Origin of the sequence: Pseudoalteromonas pernae (assembly GCF_039831865.1) — a bacterium.
GTDB classification, from domain to species: Bacteria; Pseudomonadota; Gammaproteobacteria; order Enterobacterales; family Alteromonadaceae; genus Pseudoalteromonas; species Pseudoalteromonas pernae.
On the sequence record NZ_JBDODM010000002.1, the window covers coordinates 1 to 24,682 of the forward strand.

Sequence of the window (24,682 nt, forward strand, 5' to 3'; positions counted from 1 at the left end):
ATTACTCACCCGTCCGCCGCTCGTCATCTTCTAGCAAGCTAGAAATGTTACCGCTCGACTTGCATGTGTTAGGCCTGCCGCCAGCGTTCAATCTGAGCCATGATCAAACTCTTCAATTAAAAGTTTTGTGAATCCGAAGATTCGGCGCTCATTGAATTCTGATTTTGATTCTTTCGAATCGAATTGACTGTGCTGAAACAAGTAAACTTGTTTCCGTTGGTCACTCAGTTCAATTGAGACTCTAAATTTGTTTGCGTCATCTAGCGAACTAGAATCTGCTGTTAGAACTCAACCTGTACGAGTGCCCACACAGATGATTGCTTCATATTTTTAAAGAACAATCCGGTTACCCGGTTTCGAGTTGCTTTCGCGTCTCGAGGGCTGTGCATTCTACTCAACCCTGTTTTGTTGTCAACACTTAATTTTGAGAAAATTTAAAGTTTCTTAAAACTGAGTTTTACTTGACTTAACCTTCACTTCGTATTGCTTGTTTGTAAGCAGTCCGCCGTGTCGGTGGATGCGCATTATAGGGATAAACGATTTTGACGCAAGTCCTTTTTTAAAGAAAATCGAAATAAATTCAGATCTGCAATTTACATACATATTACACACTACTTACCCACAATTATCTGTGGATAAGCACCCATTTACTGGCTAAAACCTTCCTTTTACTAAACGTTTGCTGGCGTATGTGCTAGATTGCCGCACAATTTTTATTACTCGTTTCGTCATTCGTTCAAAGGGTGCATTATTATGACCGACATCGCTAACGCAATTAGCGGCCTCATTTGGGGGCATGTTCTCATCTATCTATTAATAGCTGCTGGTTTATTTTTTACCATTCGCCTCGGCTTCATTCAATTTCGGGACTTTGGTTACTCTTTTAAAGTCATGTTCACCAGCCGTGAAGGCGCTGAAGGTGGGATTTCGTCTTTCCAAGCTTTTTGTACTTCGCTCGCCGCGCGTGTCGGTACAGGTAACATGGCGGGTGTAGGTGTTGCACTTTATTTAGGTGGGCCTGGTGCTATTTTTTGGATGTGGCTAATTGCACTCATTGGTATGGCAACAAGTTTTGCAGAGAGCACCCTCGCTCAAGCATATAAGGTAAAGGACGAAGAAGGTAACTTCCGTGGTGGCCCTGCTTATTATATGGAAAGAGGATTGGGCAAGCGTTGGATGGGCGTACTATTCTCACTGTGTCTTATTCTTGCGTTTGGCCTTGTGTTCAATGCGGTGCAAGCCAATTCAATTGCCGCCGCTTTTAACGTTGCGTTTGATATCCCACACTATGCCATCGGTATTGCCCTCGTTTTAGGTTCAGGCTTTATTATTTTTGGCGGATTAAAAACCATAGCTCGCTTTGCTGAAGTAGTAGTGCCATTTATGGCCCTTACCTATTTGCTACTTGCACTTTATATATGTGCAATTAATGCTGAGCATCTACCTGGCGTATTTATGATGATCATTGAACACGCGTTCGGAATCGAACAAGCCGGAGCAGGTGCAATAGGTTACGGTGTTATGCAGGCTATGATCCAAGGGATCAAACGCGGATTGTTCTCAAACGAAGCGGGTATGGGTAGTGCCGCGAACGCTGCGGCTACAGCAACACCCAATCCACCTCACCCAGCATCACAAGGTTACGTGCAAATGCTCGGTGTATTTATCGATACCATTGTTATTTGCTCTGCCACCGCTGCGTTAATTTTATTGTCTGGCCAACTTGAGGCTGGATCAGGACTCACGGGCATCGCACTAACACAAGAAGCACTAGTTACTCACGTTGGCGAATGGGGCGCTGTCTTCGTCGCAATCGCGATTCTATTTTTCGCATTTACTTCAATTGTGGCGAATTACTCTTACGCAGAAACGAATCTAATGTTCTTGGAGCACAACCACCAAAAAGGATTGCTGATTTTCCGTTTATTGGTGTTAGCTATGGTGATGTTTGGCTCACTAGGCGAACTTAAGTTGGTTTGGACTTTAGCAGACATTTCAATGGGCTTGATGGCTATCGTGAACGTTGTCGCGCTATTTATGCTCTCGGGTGTGGTTATTTGGTTGACCAAAGACTATCAACAACAACGTCAGCAGGGGCTAATACCAACATTTGATAAATCAAAACACCCTAAATTAGCTAAAGAAGTCGACCCACAAGCGTGGTGATCAGTTAAATATACTCGAATCTAAAGGAGCCTCGGGCTCCTTTTTTTTGCCCGTAAAAACTACTTACCGCACATAAATAAACGCCTAGATAAACGTTAACCCCTTATACAGCCTTACATGATTGTACAAGTCATTCTGGTGCTTGCTTAGCTTGGATAATGTTAGTCATTACACACAGATAAATTGAGTTAGCTGTGGGATACAGAAAATGGCGATGCCACCGACGACAATTAGCTGTTGAGTAAATCTGAAATTGAACATGGAGATTATGTGTTGTGAAGATTGTATGGGGAGAAAATAAATAATGGAGGCGGAACCCGGAGTCGAACCGAGGTGGACGGATTTGCAATCCGCTGCATGGCCACTCTGCCATTCCGCCATAACTGTGATTTTAGCATGAAAGTAGGAAATTGGAGCGAGTAACGAGGTTCGAACTCGTGACCTCGACCTTGGCAAGGTCGCGCTCTACCAGCTGAGCTATACTCGCGTTCCAGATGAGGTTTGCCCTCATTATTCCTATAGACTAAAGCGCCAAAATGGTGCCCGGGGCCGGACTTGAACCGGCACGCTGTTACCAGCGAGGGATTTTAAATCCCTTGTGTCTACCAATTCCACCACCCGGGCGGATGGACGACTCAAGAGTCATACATGCAAAGCTAAGAAATTGGAGCGAGTAACGAGGTTCGAACTCGTGACCTCGACCTTGGCAAGGTCGCGCTCTACCAGCTGAGCTATACTCGCAATTCCTAATTGACTAAATAGTCAATGGTGCCCGGGGCCGGACTTGAACCGGCACGCTGTTACCAGCGAGGGATTTTAAATCCCTTGTGTCTACCAATTCCACCACCCGGGCATCGGGTTGCTTTCGCATGTGGAAACGTTGAGAAAATGGAGGCGGAACCCGGAGTCGAACCGAGGTGGACGGATTTGCAATCCGCTGCATGGCCACTCTGCCATTCCGCCATCAAAGTTTGGAGCGAGTAACGAGGTTCGAACTCGTGACCTCGACCTTGGCAAGGTCGCGCTCTACCAGCTGAGCTATACTCGCACCTGACAAGAAACGAAGCTTCTTGTTTCACTTTGATTGGGCTAGCGCCCTCTCAACACCGACGCATTCTACAGAGATTATTAAACGCGTCAACACAAAAAATATCAGTTTTGAATCGTTTGCTTAATTTTTATCTAAAACGGTGTGTAATTATACATTTAGTCGTTATTTGCGAACAAACTTTCCCTTGCAGCGAGCAAATATTGCACCATTGAACCAAACGTCAGGATGGTAGCAATATAGAGTAATGCATAACTAAGGGACACCATCCACGGCTGGAATTGCCAAATTAATCCGATGATCGCGAGCATTTGTGCCGCAGTTTTGATTTTACCTAACTGCGATACTGCCACATCATTGCGTTTGCCCTGCTCTGCCATCCACTCCCTCAGTGCTGAAATGATCACTTCGCGAGCAATGATGATAACCGCAGGAACAGTCATCCAAACAGATTGGTAGTAACTAACAAGCAATACCAAAGCTGCACTGACCATGACCTTATCTGCAACTGGGTCTAGGAATGCGCCAAACGGCGTCGACTGGTTTAAGCGTCTAGCCAGATAACCATCGAGGATATCAGTAATAGAAGCCAACCAAAACACAAACGCTGCAGCAAAAAACGCCCACTGGTAAGGTAAATAAAAAATAACTAAAAATATTGGGATTAGGCACAACCTAAAGGTTGTTAACGTATTGGGAATGTTCCACATAACTACTAGGCGTTCTTAGCGTCTACTTTTTTTTAATATTCGCACGAAGGGCTATGCCTTGTCATGCAAATGGTTAAATATCTTTTCAGCCATGGCTTGACTGATCCCTGGAGCTTGGCTCAATTGTTCTAAGGTTGCGTTTTTAACTCCTTGCATTCCCCCCAAATACTTTAATAACGCTTGGCGACGTTTTTGTCCTACGCCGCTGATTTCTTCCAGCATTGATTGGTTACGCTGTTTTTGGCGTTTATTTCTGTGCCCAGCAATTGCAAATCGATGCGATTCATCGCGAATATGTTGAATAAGGTGCAATGCAGGTGAATCACTACTCAAAGACACCGTCTTTCGTCCCGCATCGATTAATAAAGTTTCAAGGCCAGGTTTTCGGCTAGTGCCTTTTGCGACACCCACTAACAGCGGCTCTTTGGCAAATGGCCAATCGCTGAAGAACTCCACCGCTTGATTTAGCTGGCCTTTACCACCATCAATAAATATCACATCGGGGATTTTACTTTCGTCGGTCAGCTTCCCATAACGCTTTTTCAGCGCAAAAGCCATTGCCGCGTAATCGTCACCGGGGGTGATACCTGTCACGTTAAAGCGACGATATTGAGATTTGTTTGGTCCTTGACTATCGAACACCACACATGAAGCAACCGTGTTCTCACCCATAGTGTGGCTGATATCGAAGCATTCCATTCGGGTGATATCGTCTAAATGCAGTGCTTCTTTAAGCAGTGCATAACGCTTATTGATGGAGTCTTGCGTACTTCGCTGTACTTCCAAGCTACTTTGCGCATTCTTATTTGCTAATTGTAAGTATTGGGCACGCTCGCCTCTGTGCACCAGCGACAGCTTCACTGTTGAAGACTTGAGTTCAGTCATCGCCTCAGCCAACTCTTGTTGCTCTGTGATAGCAAACGGCAAGATTAACTCTTTGGCAATACGCCCAGTTGCACCAGGCGTACAATAGTACTGTGCAATAAACGAAGTAAGCACTTCATCATCGGAGGAATCTTTTGGTACTTTTGGAAACAGCGTCTTACTACCAAGCACTTTGTGGTCGCGAATCATAAGAATGTGCACAGCAATTAGGCCATTGTGATTGCAATAACCAATCGCATCTAACTCAGCATGCTTACCAGAAACTGACTGTTGCTCTTGGACCTTGCGCAGCAATTGAATTTGGTCTCGATATTTGGCGGCTTTTTCAAAAGCTAAGTCTTGACTGGCCTGTTCCATTTTATTGACCAGTTCAGTAATGACTTCTTGTGATTTGCCACCTAGGAACTTACGCACAAAGTTCACTTCTTGGTCATAATCTTCATCGCTGACTTTGCCAACGCATGGCGCACTGCAACGTTTTAATTGGTACTGCAAACAAGGGCGACTGCGTGCTTTATAGTAACTGTCTTCACATTGGCGCACAGAAAACAATTTTTGCATCAAACGCAGGCTATCGGATACCGCACTGCTGCTTGGGAAAGGACCGAAGTACTCGCCCTTTATTTTGCGAGCACCACGATGAAAAGCCAATCTCGGATGCTGATGTTTTGTGAGCAAGATATAAGGATAGGATTTATCGTCTCGCAACAAAATATTGTAACGAGGCTGATACTTTTTAATCAGATTATTTTCAAGCAGTAACGCTTCTGTTTCGGTGTTGGTCAGCGTCACTTCAATATTGCAAATGTTGCGAACCAATACCTGCGTTTTCGCATCAAGCCCTGTCTTGCGGAAGTAGCTGGAAAGGCGCTTTTTGAGGTTTTTAGCTTTACCGACGTAAATCACCTGCTCTTCAGAGTCGAGCATGCGATAAACGCCGGGTTCTTCAGAGACCGTTTTTAAAAACTGATCAGCGGCAAAGGACATAGAAGTTATTAATGATCGCTATCGATATCTATCATTTTATGGCGAATGGCCAAATGTGTCAGCTCAACGTCACCGTTCACAGCCAACTTTTCAAAAATACGATAGCGATAGCTGTTAACCGTCTTTGAGCTCAAATTTAATCTCTCAGCGATACTCTGAGCCTTTTCGCCCTTAGTGATCATCAGCATGATTTGAAGCTCACGATCAGAAAGCGTTTGGAATGGGTTTTCATCAGTGCGGCCACTGAATTGCGCCAGCGCAATTTGTTGCGCAATTTCTGGCGCTATATAACGTTGGCCGGCATTTACTGCGCGAATCGCGTTAACCACTTCTTCTGGGCCTGCGCCTTTAGTGAGGTACCCATGCGCGCCGATTTGCATCACTTTGCTTGGGAACGGATCCTCACAATGTACCGTAAGTACAATGACCTTCACATCTGGACAGTAACGACAGATCTTCTTAGTCGCTTCCAAACCACCGATACCAGGCATGTTCATATCCATAAGAACGATGTCTGGTTCGTTTTGACGGCAAAATGTCACCGCTTCTTCGCCTGTCTTTGCTTCACCAATGACCTTAAAGCCACGCACATCATCGAGGATGCGTTTGATTCCAGTGCGAACCAATTCATGGTCGTCTACAAGCAATACATTAATCAACAGGATAACCCTCTTTCACTGTGCACGAGTGACTCCTTATACTACGTGCACACCTGTAAATATTTTCTCAAGCCTCTGTTTTAACAGAAAAACGGTCTACCCACAATGCTATGATACCGTCACCGGTTACATTACAAGCAGTACCGAAACTATCCTGAGCTAAATACAGAGCAATCATAAGTGCAATAGCTGCATCATTAAAGCCCAGCATACTAGTCAATAAGCCCAATGCCGACATTACCGCACCACCTGGTGCACCTGGCGCAGCGATCATTACGATGCCCAGCATAAATACGAAAGGTAACATTTGCATGAAGCCACCTAACTCAAGGCTCGGTGACAAAGCCATTACAGCCATGGCGCAGGTAACGATAGTAATCGTTGAGCCAGACAGGTGTATAGTGGCACACAAAGGCACGCTAAAGTTAGCGATATTTTCCTTCACACCGTTATTTTTACTCGATTGTAGCGACACAGGAATAGTCGCGGCACTCGACATAGTGCCTAACGCTGTAAGGTAAGCAGGCAGCATGTTTTTAATTAATTCTAAAGGCGAGCGTTTCAGTAAAATACCGGTGCTAACATACAAAACAGTTAACCACAGCCAATGCATAATTAATGCAATCGCCAATACCACAGCGAAGGTCTGCAAAGTTTCCGCCACGGTGCCGGCCACAGTCATGTCAGCAAACACACCTGCAATGTAAAACGGTAGTGCAGGGATAATAACGCGCGCTAAAAGCGCATCAATAACGTCGCGGCCTTGGTCAACCACAGTCTGTAATTCCGTTAATTGACGCTGGCTAATCGCGATACCAAAGGTAAACGCAGTCACAAGTGCCGTCATCACGCCCATCAATGGCGGTATTTCTATATCAATGAAACTTTTAAGTGCACTTTCTTCTGAGCCTGAAAAATTAACCGTGCCTGTCAACATAGGTGCAGCCCACAACATCACAAGCACCGCAAGTGTACCTGCAATTACTGTTGAGCCATATGCGAAGCCAACCGTTTTGCCTAGTAGGTGGTTGGCACCTTTAGGTAAACCGGCTATACCCGAACAGATAAAGAACAAAATAATCAGGGGAATAGTAAAGCCTATCAGTTCACCAATCAGGGCTTTAGCTGTGTATAAAACACGCGCAACTTCATGTGGTGCAAATGCACCAATGGCCATACCAAATAAGATACCGGCTATTAATTTTAGGATGAGTTTCATTGCTACTTTCTAGTATTGGTTTTATTTGCCCTTGTTTTACCATCTTTTTGCAGTGAAGTACGCAAAAAAAGACCAAGTATTTAACAAACGTTCATTCCGTGAGCAAGCAGCTCATTTCATCGTACTGAACAGTAACTGAACGTAAAACCTTTGAAACCCAGTGCTAGCCCTGTTAAAACGCTGCAAAATAAACAAATAATTAATTCGTCGTGCAATTAAATCAATTTTTCACATCGGCATTCGCCGCTTTAGGCATCACTGTCAGTGCGAACTCCCTTGCCACTGGGACAACCCATACAATTCCATTTATCAGCGAACCTATCGTGGTGGATGGACAACTAGATGAGCCACATTGGCAACAGGCTAAACGCGTCCCCATTAACAATATCACTTGGCCTTATGAGAACCTCCCCGCTCCTGTAGATTCCTATGCGTTAATCTACGAGGACTCGCATACCTTGTATGTAGCGTTCGTTGCCAATGACCATGAACCGCAAAATATCCGTGCATTCTACAAAGACAGAGACAGTGCGTGGGATGACGACATGGTCGGGATCAAGATTGACACCTATGGCAGTTCGCAACTTGCTTATCAGTTTTTCGTTAACCCATTGGGTGTGCAGCACGACGCCATTGAAAATGAGATAAACAAGTCTGAAAGCAGTGCTTGGGATGGCATTTGGGACAGCGCTGGCATCATAACTGAAGCGGGTTATCAGGTTGAATTAGCACTCCCAATGCGCATGTTTAACTTCGACGACGTTGATGCGCTTAAAAACTTGCAGATGGAATTTGTGCGCTTTTATCCGCGCAGTGAACGCTTACGTATTTCTAGTATGGAGATTGACCACGCTAACCACTGCTGGATTTGCCAAATGCCGCAAACACAAGGGTTTGCCAAAGCACGTCAAAGTAATCATCTCACGCTGGTGCCTTCTTTAGTACTTAGCCAAGACCAATCACGCGACGTCAAAGCGGATGAAAGTGACTGGGACAAAGACAATAACATCGAGCCGAGCTTAGATGTAAAGTGGGGTATCACGCCTGATTTAACGCTCAATGCCACGCTTAATCCCGACTTTTCTCAAGTTGAAGCTGACGTTGCCCAGCTCAGCATAAACAATAGCTTTAGCCTGTTCTTTGATGAAAAGCGCAGCTTCTTTTTAGACAACGCCGACTATTTTTCATCAAATCTAAACTTGGTTTATACCCGAAACATTGCCAGCCCAAATTTTGGCGCTAAATTAACGGGAAGCAATAACGGTCATACTGTGGCTGCGTTTGTCAGTGACGATGAATACACCAACGTTATCATTCCCGGTAATTTAGGTTCATCTTTAGTGTCTTTGGATGACAAATCTCACTCTGCGGCATTTAGGTATCGGTACGATAGCAGTAAGTCATTGTCGATTGGCACCAACATTACTGCGCGCTCATCAGACGATTACCATAACGCTTTGGTGAGCATAGATAGCAAATACAAATTCAGTGACTTTACTACCTTACAAGTACAGTTAATGGGTTCCAACAGCAGCTACAGCGACGCATTTATCAATAGCTTATGTGATAGTTCAAAAGAGTGTGCCAAAGAAGCCATTACTCCTTGTTCGAATAGATATGACTGCAGTTACTCAGAAGCATTATTGCGAGTAAAAGACGGTGATTACGATGGCCACGGCTACTTTGTTGCCCTTAATCATGATACCAAGTACTACAGCGTGTTTAGTAACTTCCATAATCGTAGCGCTGGATTACGCGCCGATTTAGGTTTCCTCGCGGAAACTGACTTCAACAAGTGGACCAGTGGCGGCGAATATCGCTGGTATGGCGATGAAACTACCTGGTGGAATCGCACCCGTTGGTATACCGATTGGGATATCACCCATAACGAGGCGGGTGAGCTGCTAGAAAAAGAAGCGCAAACGTCTGTTATGGTGGACGGTCCATTGCAAAGCTTTATAGAGCTGGGCGCAATCAGTCGAGAACGCCGCGGTCTACGTCATGACCCAAGCTGTCTTGTTATTGAGGGCAACGCAGATCGCTTCAATGAAAATGAAATCATCTTCTTTGCGGGCTTTAAACCAACAGCCGGTCTAAACACGGATATCGACATCCGTTTTGGCAACAAAGTTGACCTCGCTAACAATCGTCCAGCCGAGCGCTTTTACGTTAGACCCACCCTTAATTACAACGCCACAAAACACCTCAACGTGCGTGTGCGTCATACCTTTGAAGAGCTTGAAACAACAACCGGTGATGATATTTTCACGGCCAATTTAAGTGATATTCGTTTGAGCTATCAGTTTAACTTAAATAGTTTCTTGCGCTTGAGCGTGATTCACACCGACATCGAGCGCAATGCAGATAACTATATCGCTAACGTTGACGAGCGCTACAAATCGCTGAGCACACAGTTGCTTTATTCATACAAACTTAATCCGCAAAGTGTTGTATTTTTGGGCTATTCAGACAACGGCTACCAAGATGATGACTTGTCGAGTATTCGTAAAAATCAACGCACGCTATTCGCGAAATTCAGCTACGCTTGGATTTTATAGATAACGGCATTTTTATACCCGTTCGTTATAACCGATTGGCTATATCTTATAGCCAATCTTTCCTTTAGTTTTACGCATTTGCGAGTAAAGTTAAGACATTATAAATACAGCGGTAAACTAGCTAGGTATTGAACATGTCAAAAATTTACGAAGATAACTCGCTTTCAATCGGAAACACTCCTCTTGTTAAGCTCAATCGTGTCACTTCAGGTAACGTGTACGCGAAAATCGAAGCCCGTAACCCAAGCTTCAGTGTTAAGTGCCGAATCGGCGCGTCGATGATTTGGGAAGCAGAGAAATCTGGCCAACTGACCAAAGACAAAGAACTGATCGAGCCTACATCGGGTAATACAGGTATCGCCCTTGCGTTCGTTGCTGCGTCTCGTGGCTACAAGTTAACGCTTACCATGCCAAATAGCATGAGCCTTGAGCGCCGTAAATTGTTAAAAGCCTTAGGAGCAAATTTAGTACTGACCGAAGGGCCAAAAGGCATGAAAGGCGCTATCGAGAAAGCGAAAGAGATTCGCGACAGCAACCCAGACAAGTACATTCTACTGCAGCAGTTTGAAAACCCAGCTAACCCGAAGATTCACTTCGAGACAACGGGCCCTGAAATCTATGACGCGCTTGATGGCAACGTTGATTTCTTCGTAGCAGGTGTAGGTACTGGTGGCACGATCACAGGTGTAAGCCGCTACCTTAAACAAGCAAAAGGCTTGGATGTTAAATCTATTGCCGTAGAACCAACTGATTCACCTGTAATCAGCCAAACAATGGCTGGTGAAGAGGTTAAGCCTGGCCCTCACAAGATTCAAGGTATTGGAGCTGGCTTCATTCCTGGCAACTTAGACTTAGAAATCATCGATGGTGTTGAGCAAGTGAGCAACGAAGAAGCTATCGAGATGGCGCACGAGTTGATGAAGAATGAAGGTATTTTAGCTGGTATCTCTTCAGGTGCAGCGGTTGCCGCGGCGAAACGTATCGCCGAATTGCCAGAGAACGCAGATAAGAACATCGTGGTGATTTTACCGAGCTCGGCTGAGCGTTATTTAACTAGCCCATTGTTTGCTGACCAGTTCAGCGACCAAGAGCTCGTTCAGTAATTTTTCTGATTCTTTTTTCTTAAAAACAAGGCGCTCTGGCGCCTTTTTCTTTACTTATTCTGCAATGCGCCTCACACTTTAGTGCAGTATTAAAAAAATATACCCGATAGTATGAAGCGAATATTTTTACTCTGTTTAACACTGTTTCTTAGTGCTTGCGGTCAAAGTGATAATATCACTGGCGATCCAAACTCACCTGGCTATGTCGCCACCCAATATTTTTATGCTTTGTATAATCATAATGACCTTGAGGGCGCTGCAGAACATGCCTCCCCGAAGCTTGCGCGTATCATGCGTTCCTATGGCACAGCATCGCAATTCGCTCGCAACCTCGTCAATATGCAGTTTGATGAAGTAACCATCGAGCTGGACCGAACAGAAATGAGTGTACGCCAACAGTTTGGCAACAAGGCAACCATCAATCTCATTTTTACTGGGCAATTCCAAGGCAAAAAAGTCGATGATATGCGCAGCGTAAAGATGGTGAAAGAAGGTGGACGCTGGATGATCACCGAGATTGTCGCTGATCCGTTCGGGCGTTAGCCTAAGAAACTCTAATCATCAATTTATAGCAAAGGGCACCAAATGATGGGTGCCCTTTTTAGAGTGTAAAAGCGAACCTGTTATCGAACTTTCATTCCAATTGAAGCCATAACATCTTCAGTGCCACGGCATTGAGTTTTAGCGACTAATTTCTCCATATCACATTGCCCCTTTCGAGCTGCAAGGCAAAACTCAAATCGTGTTTGTATCTTGGTCGGCACTGTAATTGCGTCATCTGGCAGTTGTTGCCATCGCCATTTGCTCACCACCGCCTGCGCTTCTTTGGCGAAGTCAGCATGACTGGCGTCTAACACCTTCACATCACTCACTTCATTTTTCGGTGTAATCACGTATTCAACAGTCGCACAACCCTGTTTTCCAGCTTTGGCCTGTGTTATCGGGTAGCGAGGCGGAAATCGTTTAATTTGTTCAACGAGGGTGGCAGAGTTGCTAGGCGCGGCCTGTGCAATTTCATTTTCTTGTACGCTTTGGCGGTTAGATTGACAGCCAACTAGCGCCATTAACGCGGCACTTAAATATAGATATTTCATAGACATTCCATGTTTCATTATTAGTGTTACTGTAAAAAACTAACCTGTTAACTGGTGTAAGGCAAGCATCGGTTTGGGGGGCTTGGCTAGAAAAAGCCAGTGCGACTAACCACACTGGCTCTGTTGTGACTCTTTTAAATAAGTTGAACCGAGCTTGAGGGCTAAATTTCACCGGGAGCAAATACGTCTACAGCAATCACGCGTTGCCTTAACTCTTCAGCATGAGTAAGTAACGTATATTGCTCATTAGAGATTTTGTCTTTGCCTTTGGCATCTTCAATAAGCTCTATTACGGTAAGTCCACGGATCTCTTTGTCGCGTTTAAGTTTGTTAAGTGCTTTGTATGCTGAAGCGGCTTTATGCTGGGCTTCAAGCGCCTCTTCAAGCACAGCCGTGCCGTTGTTCTCATCGACCATGCACAGATGAGTCAAGCGCTCTCTGACAACACCTACTTGCGTCATGTGGCGAGCCACTGACTTAGCTACTTCGTCTTTTGGCATCTTAAAGTGATTACCGAGCGGGAAAACAATCAATCTCAGTAGCGCACGAATCGCCAATCCACCGACGTTATTAATAAATTCGTCTAATGCTTTGGCGCATAAATACAAGCTGCGTTCAACGCTGTATTGCACAAACGGTAAATCAGCATGTTGATGCCCTTCATCCTCATAACGTTTCAACACAGCTGACGCTAGGTATAGGTGGCTAAGTACATCGCCCAAACGTGCAGAAAGCATTTCTTTGCGCTTTAACTCACCGCCAAAACGCAACATGGCGATATCCGAGCAAAATGCCAAAGCGCGGGAGAAACGGCTGAGATAACGATAATAATGCATTGTTGCGCCGCCTACTGGCGCACTGGCGAAATAACTGCGTGTTAGTGCGTGCACAAAAGTCATTACACCATTGGTGGCGCTATAAAGCATATGTTGGCAAAGCAAAGGATCGAACTCTTTCACACCCTTTTCGCCGTCTTCCATGCCGGCTGCCACCATTTCATCAATAACGTATGGGTGGCATCGAATAGCACCTTGGCCGAAGATCATCAAATTACGGGTAAGAATATTCGCGCCTTCCACCGTGATGGATACCGGAGTGCCCATATAGCAACTGGCTAGGTAGTTATTTGGCCCCATTTGGATGCCCTTCCCGGCATGAATATCAAGCGCATCATTGATGGTTTGGCGGCCCATTTCTGTCATGTGATATTTAGCAATGGCGGTAATGACAGAAGGACTGAGTTTTTGGTCAATCGCAGTGGCCGTTAAAATACGCGTTGCCTCCAATTGATAGGTCAAACCACCAATGCGGGCCAATGCCTCTTGAATGCCTTCAAATTCACCGATGGAGACACCAAATTGCTGACGCAAAGCAGCATAAGCGCCACTGGTGCGTGCGCTTAGATGGCCTGTCGCTGTACTCAATGCTGGCAGTGAAATCCCACGCCCAGCTGATAAACATTCGACTAACATGCGCCAGCCGTTGCCCGCCTGTACTTCTCCACCAATAATCCACTCCAATGGAATAAAGACATCCTCCCCAGATGTGGTGCCGTTGAGGAACCCCATATTCATAGGTTTATGACGATCGCCGGTATTCACACCAGGGTGATCAGTTGGGATAAGAGCACAAGTAATACCGATATTTTTGCGTGTACCGAGCAACCCATCGGGGTCGAACATTTTAAATGCCAAACCTAATACCGTGGCTTTGGGCGCGAGAGTGATATACCGTTTCGACCAGTTTAAGCGAAGGCCGACCACCTCTTTGCCTTCAAACTCATCTTTACACACAATGCCTGTGTCAGGAATCGCCCCGGCATCAGAGCCAGCATTAGGTCCTGTCAGCGCGAAGCAAGGTAGCGCCTCACCCGAGGCTAATTTAGGGAGCCAATAGTTTTGTTGGTCTAGCGTGCCATAGTGTAATAGTAGTTCGGCGGGGCCTAAACTGTTGGGCACCATCACAGTAACTGCGGCGCTCAAACTTTTAGTAGCAATTTTGGCTACTATAGTCGAATTAGCTAATGCCGAAAATTCACGTCCACCATGTTCTTTTGGGATAATTAAGGCAAAAAAACCTTCATCCTTGAGGTACTGCCAAACCTCGTCGCTCATATCCTGATTTTTGGTGATTTCATCGTCATTGAGCATGGCGCATAGCGTGCTAACTTGATTGTCGATAAAGTCGCGTTCTTCACTGCTGAGTTTGGTGGTTGCGTATTGATGTAATGTTTTCCAATCAGGGTTACCACGAAAGAGTTCTCCATCCCACCAGATATCTCCCGCTTCCATCGCATCACGCTCAGTTTCAGAAAGCGGCGGCAGTGCCTTTTTAAACCACTGAAAAACTGGGCGGGTTATGATGTTCATACGGATATCTTTGACCGTCAACACCACCACAACCGCAACAATTATTAATAAAACCAACCAACTCATTGTTCAATTCCTTGATACTTGTACCTAGACCACAGTATGGACGAACCATCAAGATTTACAATCATTTGCGCCGTCTTGATTGTACCAAATCGTGTAGCACTGCTATTATTCCGCTCGTCTTTGTGGGTGTAATACCCAGACAATAACAACAAGAGGAAATCTCATGACTGCTTTGCCTTTTAAGCCAAGCCTTGCTGCACTGTTTGTGTGCGCTACTTTGGGCCTTGGCGCCTGTTCAGATGCATCACAGCCAGATGCACCGAAAACGGTTCAAAAAACCCAAGTAACTGCCGCGGATGCTGACGCTTTTCTTGCTGCTACAGAAAAAGATCTACAAGCCCTATATCTAGAAGCGAGCCGCGCGGAATGGATTTACGCTAACTTTATTACTCATGACACGGCAGAACTCTCTGCAGAAGTTAATCGCAAGATGACCGAAACCGTGGTGCGCCTTGCTAACGAAGCAGCAAAGTTCGATGACTTAGCGCTCGATTACGATGCCCGTCGTAAGCTCGATAAACTTAAACTCGCTTTGACCTTACCTGCTCCGCAAGACGCTGAAAAAACAGCTAAACTGTCTCAGTTAGTTGCTGAGCTAGGCGGCCTTTACGGTAAAGGTAAATACTGTAAAGATGACGGCACATGTTTAAGCCTAGGCGACATGACGGCGAAGATGGCCACCAGTCGTGATTACAATGAGCTACTTGACCTGTGGCAAGGTTGGCGAGAAGTGTCAAAACCGATGCGCCCTCTTTATGAGCAACAAGTCGTTCTTACCAATGAAGGTGCTCAAGAGCTTGGTTATGCAGATACAGGTGCCATGTGGCGTAGCAAATACGACATGCCAGCGGATGACTTTGCCAACGAGTTAGACCGTATTTGGGGTCAGGTTAAGCCGCTTTATGATTCACTACACTGCCACGTACGCGCGAAGCTGGGCGAAAAATATGGTGAAGACAAAGTCCCACAAGACCAACCGATTCCTGCACACTTACTTGGTAACATGTGGGCGCAGACATGGGGCAACATCTACGATGTGGTCGCACCTGAAAACGCAGATCCTGGCTATGATGTCACGGAGTTACTCGCAAAGCACAACTACGATGAAATCAAAATGGTGCGCGGTGCCGAGAAGTTCTTTACATCGATGGGGTTTGCACCTCTTCCAGAAACTTTCTATGAGCGTTCACTATTTATCAAGCCACAAGACCGTGACGTACAATGTCATGCGTCAGCATGGAATATTGATAGCAAAGATGATCTACGCATTAAGATGTGTATTCAACGTACAGGTGAAGAGTTTGCGGTTATCCACCATGAGTTAGGCCACAATTTCTATCAACGTGCGTACAACACTCAACCACTTTACTATCAAGAAAGTGCTAATGATGGCTTCCACGAAGCGATCGGTGACACCATTGCATTATCGGTAACACCTGCTTACTTGAAAGAAATTGGCTTGCTTGATGAAGTACCTGACGAGTCTAAAGACATTGGTCTGCTCATGCGCATGGCATTGGATAAAGTTGCCTTCATTCCATTTGGTTTACTTGTCGACCAATGGCGTTGGAAAGTATTCTCTGGTGAAATTACGCCAGAACAGTACAACCAAGCATGGTGGGAACTACGTGAGAAATATCAAGGCGTACAAGCACCTATCGCACGTAGCGAAGCAGATTTTGACCCAGGTGCGAAATACCACGTACCAGGCAATACCCCGTACACTCGTTATTTCCTAGCGCACATTCTGCAGTTCGATTTCCACCGCAGTCTATGTGAAATTGCCGGCAACAAAGAAGCGATTCATCGCTGCTCTGTATACAACTCAAAAGAAGCTGGTGAGAAGCTAAATGCAATGCTAGAGATGGGTTCAAGTCGCCCATGGCAAGAGGCGTTAGCAACAATTACAGGTAAAGAGGAAATGGATGCAACGGCTATCCTCGATTACTTTGCGCCGCTTCAAAAGTACCTTGATGAACAAAACAAAGGTCGTCAATGTGGTTGGTAATTGTTAAGGTCTGTTGACCTTTACCGTGTGTTTTTGCAGCAGTCATTGGGGTATTTTGACAAGGCAGAGCCTGCGTCGCATAGTCATTCTATGTAAGTCAGGCGATAACGCCGATAAAATACCCCACTGGCGCTACCCAAAGAGTTCAACCAAAGGCTTACACTGCTGTGTCATGGGCTATTAACATAGCTCACTACGCAACATAACCCATTCCTTGCATTGAACGCCTTTGATTTGAACAAAATCCATACTTCAAAGATCAACAGACCCTAGATAACACACACAAAAAAGCCGCGTTTAACGCGGCTTTTTTGTGCTTTCTAATTGCTTAGAACTGCGCTGTTGCTTTTAGGTAATACTGGTCTTCATTACTGTCGTCCCAGTTATTGGCGTAGCCTGCAGTTAGCGAGAAGTTCGGTGTAAAGAAGTGCTCAGCACCGAAACCATAATCATCATCTTTGCTGAAATTAACGAAAACAGAAGTTGCTTTGCTGAAGTAGTAGTTTGAGCCAAGCATCCAACCGAAGTCACCATCTTCAACGTCAATGACCGTCGCTTCTAGTGTTAGGTAGTTACCGTTTTGCAGGTCAGTAAAGTACTTACCTGACACTTCACGGTAATCAAATTCATCATCTACACGAGCCGTGAAGCCAATGTAATCCGTCGCATTTAACTGGTGATTATATTGACCAGAGAAGAAGTAAACGGCATCACTGCCTTCATAATCAATGCGATCAACTTTAAACAATAAGTCTTTATTAACAAGGTAACCAAAGCTCATGGTGTAGCCATCATGGTCACCACGCACATTGTCGTAGTCAGCGTTAACGTAAGATGCGCCCACTACAAAGTTATTGAAGAAGTATTCACCACCCACATTGTACTGAGTTGCCCACTCATCATCAGCGATGCCACCGTATACATTGGTGGTTTTGTTGATATATTCAAACTGATCTAATGGCCCGAGAACCTGCTTAGGTGCAAAGTAGTATTTACTCTGCAATGATACATAATCATCAGAATCGAAATTCACATATTCTAAGTCGGTAATTGACTGATAAGACTGGGCAGCAGCTGCACCGGAAAAAAGGATAGATGCGATTGCAATAGATAGCTTTTTCATAAAAGATTTCCCTATATCTAACTTTAAGACAGCGCCACTCTAGCGCCGTTGAAATGAATTATAACTTAACTAACTTTTTGATTAATTTAATTAATTGTTAGAATTTGTTAGATATAGGGACACTTTCTTACAAAGCGTATCGCGATAATATTCTGTAGACCTCGTTAATATTGTCACCCGCTTTAAAGTTCTTTGTTAACGGCGATGGATCGGAACCGATCCAGATTTTTAGCTCAGCATCTAAATCAAAATGCCCAGCACTTTCTTTGCTGAATTTAGTAATTTTGCCATAAGGTATACTCAATACCTCCACTTTCGAGCCTGTCACTCCTTGCTTATCAACTAAGATTAACCGCTTGTTAGTAAACAAGAATAAGTCACGAATAACTTTGTATGCTTTTTCAAGGTTTTCACCGGGGGCTAGAATTTCCTCCAATAAGGCATCAATTTTCTCAGCATCTACTTCACTGGCATTGCCAATCAGTCCACTAAAAAGTCCCATTCGTTATGCTCCTGTTGCAAATAATTGATTTTCCAAAGTGTGACCATTAACCAAAGCACGATATTGCCACTGACGTTCATGGCACAACTGTAATACTTTGATATCCATCGCCACATCACCTGCTAGCTGATTGTAGCCAATAACAAACTCATTGCGTTGACTATTGGTGACATCGATAACAGACTCTAACGCTTGCAAATGAGCGATGATATCGTCATTTTGTTCGCGTAGTTGCAGTGTCAGATAGCGGGTTTGTGCTCCTTGTGAATTGAGTTCATGAGTCACTAATTTGCCTTGTTGCAAATACAGCACTCGGTCACATAAACGTTCAAGCTCGGACAAGTCATGAGAGCTCAACACAAAGGTTGTTTGACCACATAAGCTACTTACAAGCTCTCGAATTGCTCTAGCATTAACAGGATCGAGTCCCGCTGTAGCTTCATCAAGCATCACGAGTTTAGGCTCACCCATTAACGCTTGCGCGATACATACGCGCTTTTTCATGCCATGAGACAGCTCATTAGGGCGATTATTAATAGTCTGCGATAAATCGACCAACTCCAGTACACGTTCACACTCTTTACGCGCTTGCGCACTAGAAAACCCTTGCAGTCGCGCAAATAAGCTCAGTTGTTCGCCCACACTAAAATCTGGGCTCAGCAGTGCATCTTGTGGTAACGCACTGAGCTGACCGAATAATGCGGCACTGCCAGGCTTGTGCCCTAATACTCGAATTTCCCCTTGGCTTGGCTGCAAGTAGCCACAAATAAGGCTAAATAACGTAGTTTTACCGGCGCCATTGGGTCCCACTAAGGCGATTGGCTGGCCCGATTCAAGTTCAATGTTTACATCCGACAAGGCTTGTTTCGAGCCAAAGAAATGACTCACGCCTTTTGCTTCAATTAACAGGCTCATAAACTACCTCGCTGGAACTTGTAAAACCCTAAGCCCAAAAACAGAGCCGATTGAATAATTGGCCAAACAATGGCGCTGGCGACATCAGGACGAAGCGTCACTATCTGGTCGATAGGCTCACCAGGGAACAGGTAATCAAAAAACAGAGGCAAGCCGAGTTTAACCTGTAACAAGGTGACGACTATCATGCCTATGGTGTAGAGCAAAATTGTATAAATGAGCGCCATGCGCGATGACTTAGCAACGGTATTGAGTAACGACATAAGTGCGATGAACGGCATTAAATTCACTAACAACAGTAATTCGTAAGTCATGGCGTGACCCAATGCCGTAGGTACAATACTAATGTCACGCAGTGCGACAAGAATGATCACCCCCACCAAGCTGATGGCGATAAGCACTGCCGTGCTCAGACAGTGACCTAAAAAACGCCCCAACACAATTTCTAATCGCGTGGCACGCAAAGACAAAAATCGTAACGTGCCGCGCTCGCGGTCACTTACAAATTGGTCACTACACAGGTAAATAACGAAAGGAGGAAAGGCAACAGAGGCAATAAGGCTATACACCGCCATTTCAGCGTCCGGCCAATGCAACAAACTCTGCATACCAAAGTTACCGAAGATGGAGAGAATGAATTGCTCGAACTCTGGCTGCTCTAAAATATTAACCGCTTCATAAACCCCATAGCGATAAATCATCAACCACACCAACGCAAAAGCCAGCAACGCGAGCCATGCTTTTTTAGTTAGGAAATGCCGTGCTAGCTCAAATTTCATTAGCTGCACAATCCGTAATGCATCCATTTGTTTTCCTTTTAATTATTATTTAATTGTCACTATAAATGAAAAAAGCGCTCAAAAGTATGAGCGCTTGTAAAAAGATGTTTCAGCAACAAAGAGATTTAGAGTTTACTGGCGTAAACATCCAAACCTTGGCTTAGATCTGCAATGAGGTCCTCGACATCTTCAAGGCCTATATGCAAACGAACCACCGGGCCTAAGTTCCAGCCCGTTTGGCTGCGCAACCCTTTCATAGTCAGATTGGTGGTGATTAGGCTCTCATACCCGCCCCATGAAAAGCCCATTTTGAAATGATGCAAAGCTTCAACTAAGGCATCCAAAGCATCTTGATTGCCTTGCTTTAACACAATAGAAAACAGGCCATTACTGCCATTGAAATCACGCTTAAAAAACTCATGGCCTGGGCATGAGGGCAACGCTGGGTGGCGAACATGATCAACCAATGGATGTTCACTCAGCCAATTGGCGACTTGTAGCGCACTTTGTTCGTGCTGCTTCAACCTCACCGCCATGGTACGCAGACCGCGCAAAGCCATGTAGGCATCATCGGCGCTACAACATTGCCCAAGGAGATAGGAGTTTTCACGCAGTGTGGGCCAATATTCTTCAGTTGCCACGCTCACCCCCATCATCACGTCACTGTGACCGACGATATATTTAGTTGCCGCTTGGATACTGATATCAACACCAAAATCTAAGGGTCTAAAACTGAGACCATTGCCATAGGTGTTATCCAACATAGTGATAAGCCCGTGTGCTTTGGCCGCTTTCACCAAGCTCGGAACGTCTTGCACCTCCATGGTAATTGAACCGGGAGACTCCATAAACAACACGCGGGTATTGTCTTGAATGAGCTCGCTTACTCCCGCACCAATGGTTGGGTCATAATAGGTTGTTGACACACCCATGCCTTGTAATATTTTGTCGCAAAAATCACGAGTCGGCTCATAGGCGCTGTCCATCATCAGAATGTGGTCACCGCTTTTTACGAAAGAGAGCAAGGTATTAGCAATTGCCGCAGCACCACTTGGATACAAGGCACAACCAGCACCACCTTCTAGTTCTGCAATGGCTTCTTGTAGTGCGAAGTGGGTATTGGTGCCGCGACGGCCATAAAACAGCGCATGATTGCCGCGGTTTTTAGCAGCTTCTTTGAATTCAGCGACACTATCAAAAACAACCGTTGAAGCACGTTGTAAAACAGGGTTCACCACTCCTTGGGTGTATTTTTTGCTCCGCCCTGCACTAATCAGCTGGGTTTCTTTTTTCATACTTGGTCCTCATTCTTTGCAATCCAAGTGTCTATTAAGTATCTCGAAATTGAATCTTTTCGGGGTAGTTTTAAATGTTCACCTTCATCACCCCAATTACCGAACTGGCGTAATTCTTCACGCGAAAACCAGCGTGCTTCGCTGATTTCATCTTGGTCAATAAAGATCTCTGTACTTTTGGCTCTGGCCATGTAGCCCAGCATAAGTGAACTTGGAAATGGCCAGGGCTGCGAAGCGATGTACTGAGGGTGCTCGACAGCGACCCCCGCTTCTTCCATCACTTCACGTGCCACTGCGGCTTCTAAGGTTTCGCCGGGGTCGACAAAACCGGCTAGAGTTGAATACACACCTTGTGGCCAACTTGCTTGGCGACCCAATAGGCATCGCTCTGTGCCATCGGCAAATGGGTAGTGCACCAGCATGATCACCGCAGGGTCGGTGCGAGGAAAGGTTAGGTGACGGCATTGTTGATTGCTGCACTTGCGCGCATGCCCCGCTTCTGCTGGCACGTTTTCACTGCCGCAACGGCCGCAAAACTTATGCGTTTTATGCCAATGACATAGCCCGCGCGCAAGTACTAAAATTGCGGCATCATGAGCATCCACAACAGGACCATACGCACGAATATCAACAAATTGATGGTGCTCAAATTCACTTTGGTCGGCCAATTCAACACTGACATCAAGCGCAAAGTAGTGATGGCCTTGATGTTCCCCTAAGTAGATTGCGTTATCAACATCGTAACTTCTCACTGACTCATAACCGACATACGCCGCCTGATGGCTGTCAGCTTTAAACAAATTTTTGTCATTATTGACGAGCACAAAGTGCCCTGCTGGTCTTTTATTTATGAGCCAATTGGGATCTTTGCGGTCACTGGAATGACGGTCCAATGGCAGTTGGGTGTATTGCAACATCTAGTAAAAGTTAACGAAAACAATTGATGGCACTACCCTAGCATATTTACCAGCGCTAAACAGCGACAAAAAAAGCCCTATTTAGGGCTTTTTGTACTAACTAATAATCCGTTACTTTCTTGCCAGTCGCGCCAACAACTTCTGATTCTCTGCTTCAATATGTTTATAAAAATCTACATCAGCGAGCTGGCTTGACGCGGCTTCATCAATAACGATAACCGCATTGCGATGCATCTGTAACACAGACGCTGGGCATGCTGCCGTCAACGGCCCTTCAACTGTGGCTTTAATCGCTTGTGCTTTGTTTTCGCCGGTCGCTAACAACACCACTTTTTTGGCATCGAGAATCGTGCCGATCCCCATAGTAATAGACAAGTGCGGCTGATATTCATCTTCAGCAAAGAAGCGTGCGTTGTCCTCAATTGTTGCTTTGGTCAAAGTCTTTACACGCGTGCGTGATGTTAAACCGGAAGACGGCTCATTGAAACCGATGTGGCCGTTACGCCCTATGCCTAATAGTTGAATATCGATGCCACCCGCCTGCGCGATTTGTTGCTCATACACTTCACATGCAACGATTGGATCAGCGGCATTGCCTGGTGGTACATGCGTATTATTGATGTCGATATCGATATGATTAAACAACTGCTGATTCATAAAGTAGCGATAACTTTGTGGGTGGTCGCCATCTAAACCCAAGTATTCATCTAGGTTGAAGCTGATTGCGTTAGCAAAACTAATGTCGCCAGCGTGGTTACGCGCTATGAGATTTTGATACAAGGCAACCGGTGTCGAGCCCGTTGCAAGCCCTAATACTGACGCAGGCTTCTTTTGTAGCTGATTAACAAAAAGGTTGGCGCCGTACTCGGCAACTTCGGTGGCATCTTTTAGAATTACAATTTGCATAATAAGCTCGTTGTTTAAATTGAAAAATGGGACCTATGGTCAAGTTTCCGTGCAATTTGACTTGACCATAGATCAAACCTAATTGGGGATACTTAATTAGGCCAAACCATTATGACAACGCTGTCATTATTGTCCAAATAGTTTGGCTTGTAAAGTAAAAGTGAACAATTTTGTTCACTTTTTGGTATTTAATTTATGCATTTTTGTCGCTTAAACGCTGACAATTATTTTGCGCTTGTACATCCAATGTAGCACCAGTAATTGCACTGCCAGTACAGCAAATACACCAATCAAGGGTTGCCAGTCTGCAGGCACAGCGCGCACCACACCACCAAATACACTCTTAGAAATGTAACTCCAATTTACTAAGCTTGATGCCAAGTAAATAATAATGGAATTTGCACCAATAATGACAAATGGATAGACACTCTTTCTAAAGCCAATAATGTCGACAAAAGCATAAAACGCGGCAAGTAAAATGGCGCTCCACCCAACAGTGACCAATACAAATGAGCTGGTCCATAGACGCTTGTTCACGGGGAATGCCATGTCCCACAACCAACCCAAAGCGAGTGTAAGCAAACCAGCAATAAACAACGCGCCCGCTACTTTCCACTGGCCATATTTGTGTGCTTTAGCAATCAGCTGCCCTGCAAATACACCGAGAATAGCGTTAGCAACTGCGGGGATCTGTGACAACAAACCTTCAGGGTCCAGTGGCCCATTGCGATGGATAATACCAGGAAGTAAACGTTGGTCGACCCATGCATTCCAGCTACCCTCAGGCGTTAAATCGCCAGCGATGCCACCTGGCACGGGAATGAAACATAACCAAATCCAGTAACCAATTAATATTGCCACCGCGACAATAGCTTGAGTCCGCAACGAGGTATGCCACACCAGCATGGCTGCCACGAACCACGCGATGGCGATGCGACCAAGGACGCTGGCATAGCGCACTTCATCTAATGCCATGGGCATGCCAGTACCCCAACCATGGTTATACAGAACACCCAAGCCAATAAGAATCGCCAAACGCTTCAATGCTTTTTTATAAAACACCATTCGTTCGCTGAGAGGGAGCTGATCAATACGACGCGGGTTTAAGCCCATTGCAACGCCGGATAGAAAAATAAACAGTGGGAAAATGAGGTCGTAAAAGGTAAATCCGTGCCATGGTACATGCACAGTGTGCGCTTCAAATGCTTTCCAGCCTTGCCAACCAGTTAACACAAACAATGCGGCAAATATCGCCTGCCCGCCCAATATCCAAAACATGTCGAAACCACGTAATGCATCTAACGATGCTAAACGTGGCTTCTTATCATTCTTGTCGCTTGTTGTTGTCATATTATCTCACTACCTCGGACCTG

General features: G+C 45.3%; 19 protein-coding genes, 7 tRNA genes and 1 rRNA gene. 5 read left to right on the plus strand and 22 right to left on the minus strand.

What is annotated here, in order from left to right; all coding sequences use genetic code 11:
- Positions 1–119 (minus strand): 16S ribosomal RNA (locus V1358_RS04065); the annotation flags it as partial.
- A 634-nt stretch (positions 120–753) separates the two neighbouring features.
- Between V1358_RS04065 and V1358_RS04070 the strand changes: the two genes are divergently transcribed.
- Positions 754–2,166: an alanine/glycine:cation symporter family protein gene (locus V1358_RS04070; protein WP_347392700.1), complete on the plus strand. Its 1,413-nt coding sequence runs from the start codon at positions 754–756 to the stop codon at positions 2,164–2,166.
- 305 nt (positions 2,167–2,471) lie between these two features.
- On the opposite strand, the gene V1358_RS04075 is transcribed toward V1358_RS04070, so the two are convergent.
- The 11 genes from V1358_RS04075 to V1358_RS04125 all read right to left on the minus strand — a co-directional run bounded on the left by V1358_RS04075 (position 2,472) and on the right by V1358_RS04125 (position 7,674).
- Positions 2,472–2,545: transfer RNA gene (locus V1358_RS04075), tRNA-Cys, on the minus strand.
- Between the two features lie 32 nt (positions 2,546–2,577).
- Positions 2,578–2,653 (minus strand) — tRNA-Gly (locus tag V1358_RS04080).
- Between the two features lie 50 nt (positions 2,654–2,703).
- Positions 2,704–2,790: transfer RNA gene (locus V1358_RS04085), tRNA-Leu, on the minus strand.
- Between the two features lie 41 nt (positions 2,791–2,831).
- A tRNA-Gly gene (locus V1358_RS04090) sits at positions 2,832–2,907 on the minus strand.
- Positions 2,908–2,932: 25 nt separating this feature from the next.
- Positions 2,933–3,019 (minus strand) — tRNA-Leu (locus tag V1358_RS04095).
- Between the two features lie 36 nt (positions 3,020–3,055).
- Positions 3,056–3,129 (minus strand) — tRNA-Cys (locus V1358_RS04100).
- Between the two features lie 9 nt (positions 3,130–3,138).
- Positions 3,139–3,214, minus strand: a tRNA-Gly gene (locus tag V1358_RS04105).
- A gap of 158 nt (positions 3,215–3,372) precedes the next feature.
- Complete coding sequence (gene pgsA, locus V1358_RS04110) at positions 3,373–3,924, minus strand: CDP-diacylglycerol--glycerol-3-phosphate 3-phosphatidyltransferase (protein ID WP_347390719.1); 552 nt, start codon at positions 3,922–3,924, stop codon at positions 3,373–3,375.
- Between the two features lie 51 nt (positions 3,925–3,975).
- The gene (gene uvrC, locus V1358_RS04115) at positions 3,976–5,796 is read right to left on the minus strand and encodes an excinuclease ABC subunit UvrC (protein ID WP_347392701.1); all 1,821 of its coding nucleotides are present in this window, start codon (positions 5,794–5,796) and stop codon (positions 3,976–3,978) included.
- Between the two features lie 8 nt (positions 5,797–5,804).
- Positions 5,805–6,455: a UvrY/SirA/GacA family response regulator transcription factor gene (uvrY, locus tag V1358_RS04120; RefSeq protein ID WP_347392702.1), complete on the minus strand. Its 651-nt coding sequence runs from the start codon at positions 6,453–6,455 to the stop codon at positions 5,805–5,807.
- 67 nt (positions 6,456–6,522) lie between these two features.
- The gene (locus tag V1358_RS04125; RefSeq protein ID WP_347390722.1) at positions 6,523–7,674 is read right to left on the minus strand and encodes a dicarboxylate/amino acid:cation symporter; all 1,152 of its coding nucleotides are present in this window, start codon (positions 7,672–7,674) and stop codon (positions 6,523–6,525) included.
- A gap of 209 nt (positions 7,675–7,883) precedes the next feature.
- On the opposite strand from V1358_RS04125, the gene V1358_RS04130 reads away from it, so the two are divergent.
- From V1358_RS04130 to V1358_RS04140, 3 genes are all read left to right on the plus strand, one after another.
- Positions 7,884–10,232, plus strand: a complete 2,349-nt coding sequence (locus V1358_RS04130) for a carbohydrate binding family 9 domain-containing protein (protein ID WP_347392703.1) — start codon at positions 7,884–7,886, stop codon at positions 10,230–10,232.
- A gap of 134 nt (positions 10,233–10,366) precedes the next feature.
- Positions 10,367–11,335 (plus strand): cysteine synthase A, encoded by a 969-nt coding sequence (cysK, locus tag V1358_RS04135; protein ID WP_347392704.1) that lies wholly within the window; start codon positions 10,367–10,369, stop codon positions 11,333–11,335.
- Positions 11,336–11,446: 111 nt separating this feature from the next.
- Complete coding sequence (locus V1358_RS04140; RefSeq protein WP_347392705.1) at positions 11,447–11,878, plus strand: DUF2756 domain-containing protein; 432 nt, start codon at positions 11,447–11,449, stop codon at positions 11,876–11,878.
- Positions 11,879–11,958: 80 nt separating this feature from the next.
- Here the strand turns inward: V1358_RS04140 and V1358_RS04145 are convergent, their stop codons facing one another.
- Complete coding sequence (locus V1358_RS04145; RefSeq protein WP_347392706.1) at positions 11,959–12,429, minus strand: energy transducer TonB; 471 nt, start codon at positions 12,427–12,429, stop codon at positions 11,959–11,961.
- Positions 12,430–12,590: 161 nt separating this feature from the next.
- Positions 12,591–14,864 carry an acyl-CoA dehydrogenase gene (locus V1358_RS04150; protein ID WP_347392707.1) on the minus strand — a complete coding sequence of 758 codons (2,274 nt, stop codon included), beginning with the start codon at positions 14,862–14,864 and terminating at the stop codon, positions 12,591–12,593.
- Between the two features lie 163 nt (positions 14,865–15,027).
- Here V1358_RS04150 and V1358_RS04155 point away from each other — a divergent pair, with 163 nt between their 5' ends.
- The gene (locus V1358_RS04155) at positions 15,028–16,872 is read left to right on the plus strand and encodes a M2 family metallopeptidase (protein WP_347392708.1); all 1,845 of its coding nucleotides are present in this window, start codon (positions 15,028–15,030) and stop codon (positions 16,870–16,872) included.
- 328 nt (positions 16,873–17,200) lie between these two features.
- Here V1358_RS04155 and V1358_RS04160 read toward each other — a convergent pair whose 3' ends face one another.
- From V1358_RS04160 to nagX, 8 genes are all read right to left on the minus strand, one after another.
- On the minus strand, positions 17,201–17,995 hold the full coding sequence (locus V1358_RS04160; protein WP_347390729.1) for a putative porin: 795 nt from the start codon (positions 17,993–17,995) through the stop codon (positions 17,201–17,203).
- Between the two features lie 127 nt (positions 17,996–18,122).
- The gene (locus V1358_RS04165) at positions 18,123–18,497 is read right to left on the minus strand and encodes a PH domain-containing protein (RefSeq protein WP_347390730.1); all 375 of its coding nucleotides are present in this window, start codon (positions 18,495–18,497) and stop codon (positions 18,123–18,125) included.
- 3 nt (positions 18,498–18,500) lie between these two features.
- Positions 18,501–19,412: an ABC transporter ATP-binding protein gene (locus V1358_RS04170; RefSeq protein ID WP_347392709.1), complete on the minus strand. Its 912-nt coding sequence runs from the start codon at positions 19,410–19,412 to the stop codon at positions 18,501–18,503.
- Positions 19,409–20,218 (minus strand): ABC transporter permease, encoded by an 810-nt coding sequence (locus tag V1358_RS04175; protein ID WP_347392710.1) that lies wholly within the window; start codon positions 20,216–20,218, stop codon positions 19,409–19,411. The genes V1358_RS04170 and V1358_RS04175 overlap by 4 nt, the downstream gene beginning before the upstream one ends.
- 98 nt (positions 20,219–20,316) lie before the next feature.
- Positions 20,317–21,486, minus strand: a complete 1,170-nt coding sequence (locus tag V1358_RS04180; RefSeq protein WP_347392711.1) for a cystathionine beta-lyase — start codon at positions 21,484–21,486, stop codon at positions 20,317–20,319.
- A complete protein-coding gene (nudC, locus tag V1358_RS04185; protein ID WP_347392712.1) occupies positions 21,483–22,403 on the minus strand; it encodes an NAD(+) diphosphatase in 921 nt (306 codons plus the stop codon). The genes V1358_RS04180 and nudC overlap by 4 nt, the downstream gene beginning before the upstream one ends.
- Before the next feature lie 111 nt (positions 22,404–22,514).
- On the minus strand, positions 22,515–23,309 hold the full coding sequence (gene nagB / locus V1358_RS04190) for a glucosamine-6-phosphate deaminase (protein WP_347392713.1): 795 nt from the start codon (positions 23,307–23,309) through the stop codon (positions 22,515–22,517).
- Between the two features lie 210 nt (positions 23,310–23,519).
- Complete coding sequence (gene nagX, locus V1358_RS04195) at positions 23,520–24,659, minus strand: transmembrane glucosamine N-acetyltransferase NagX (protein WP_347392714.1); 1,140 nt, start codon at positions 24,657–24,659, stop codon at positions 23,520–23,522.
- Positions 24,660–24,682 lie beyond the last annotated feature (23 nt).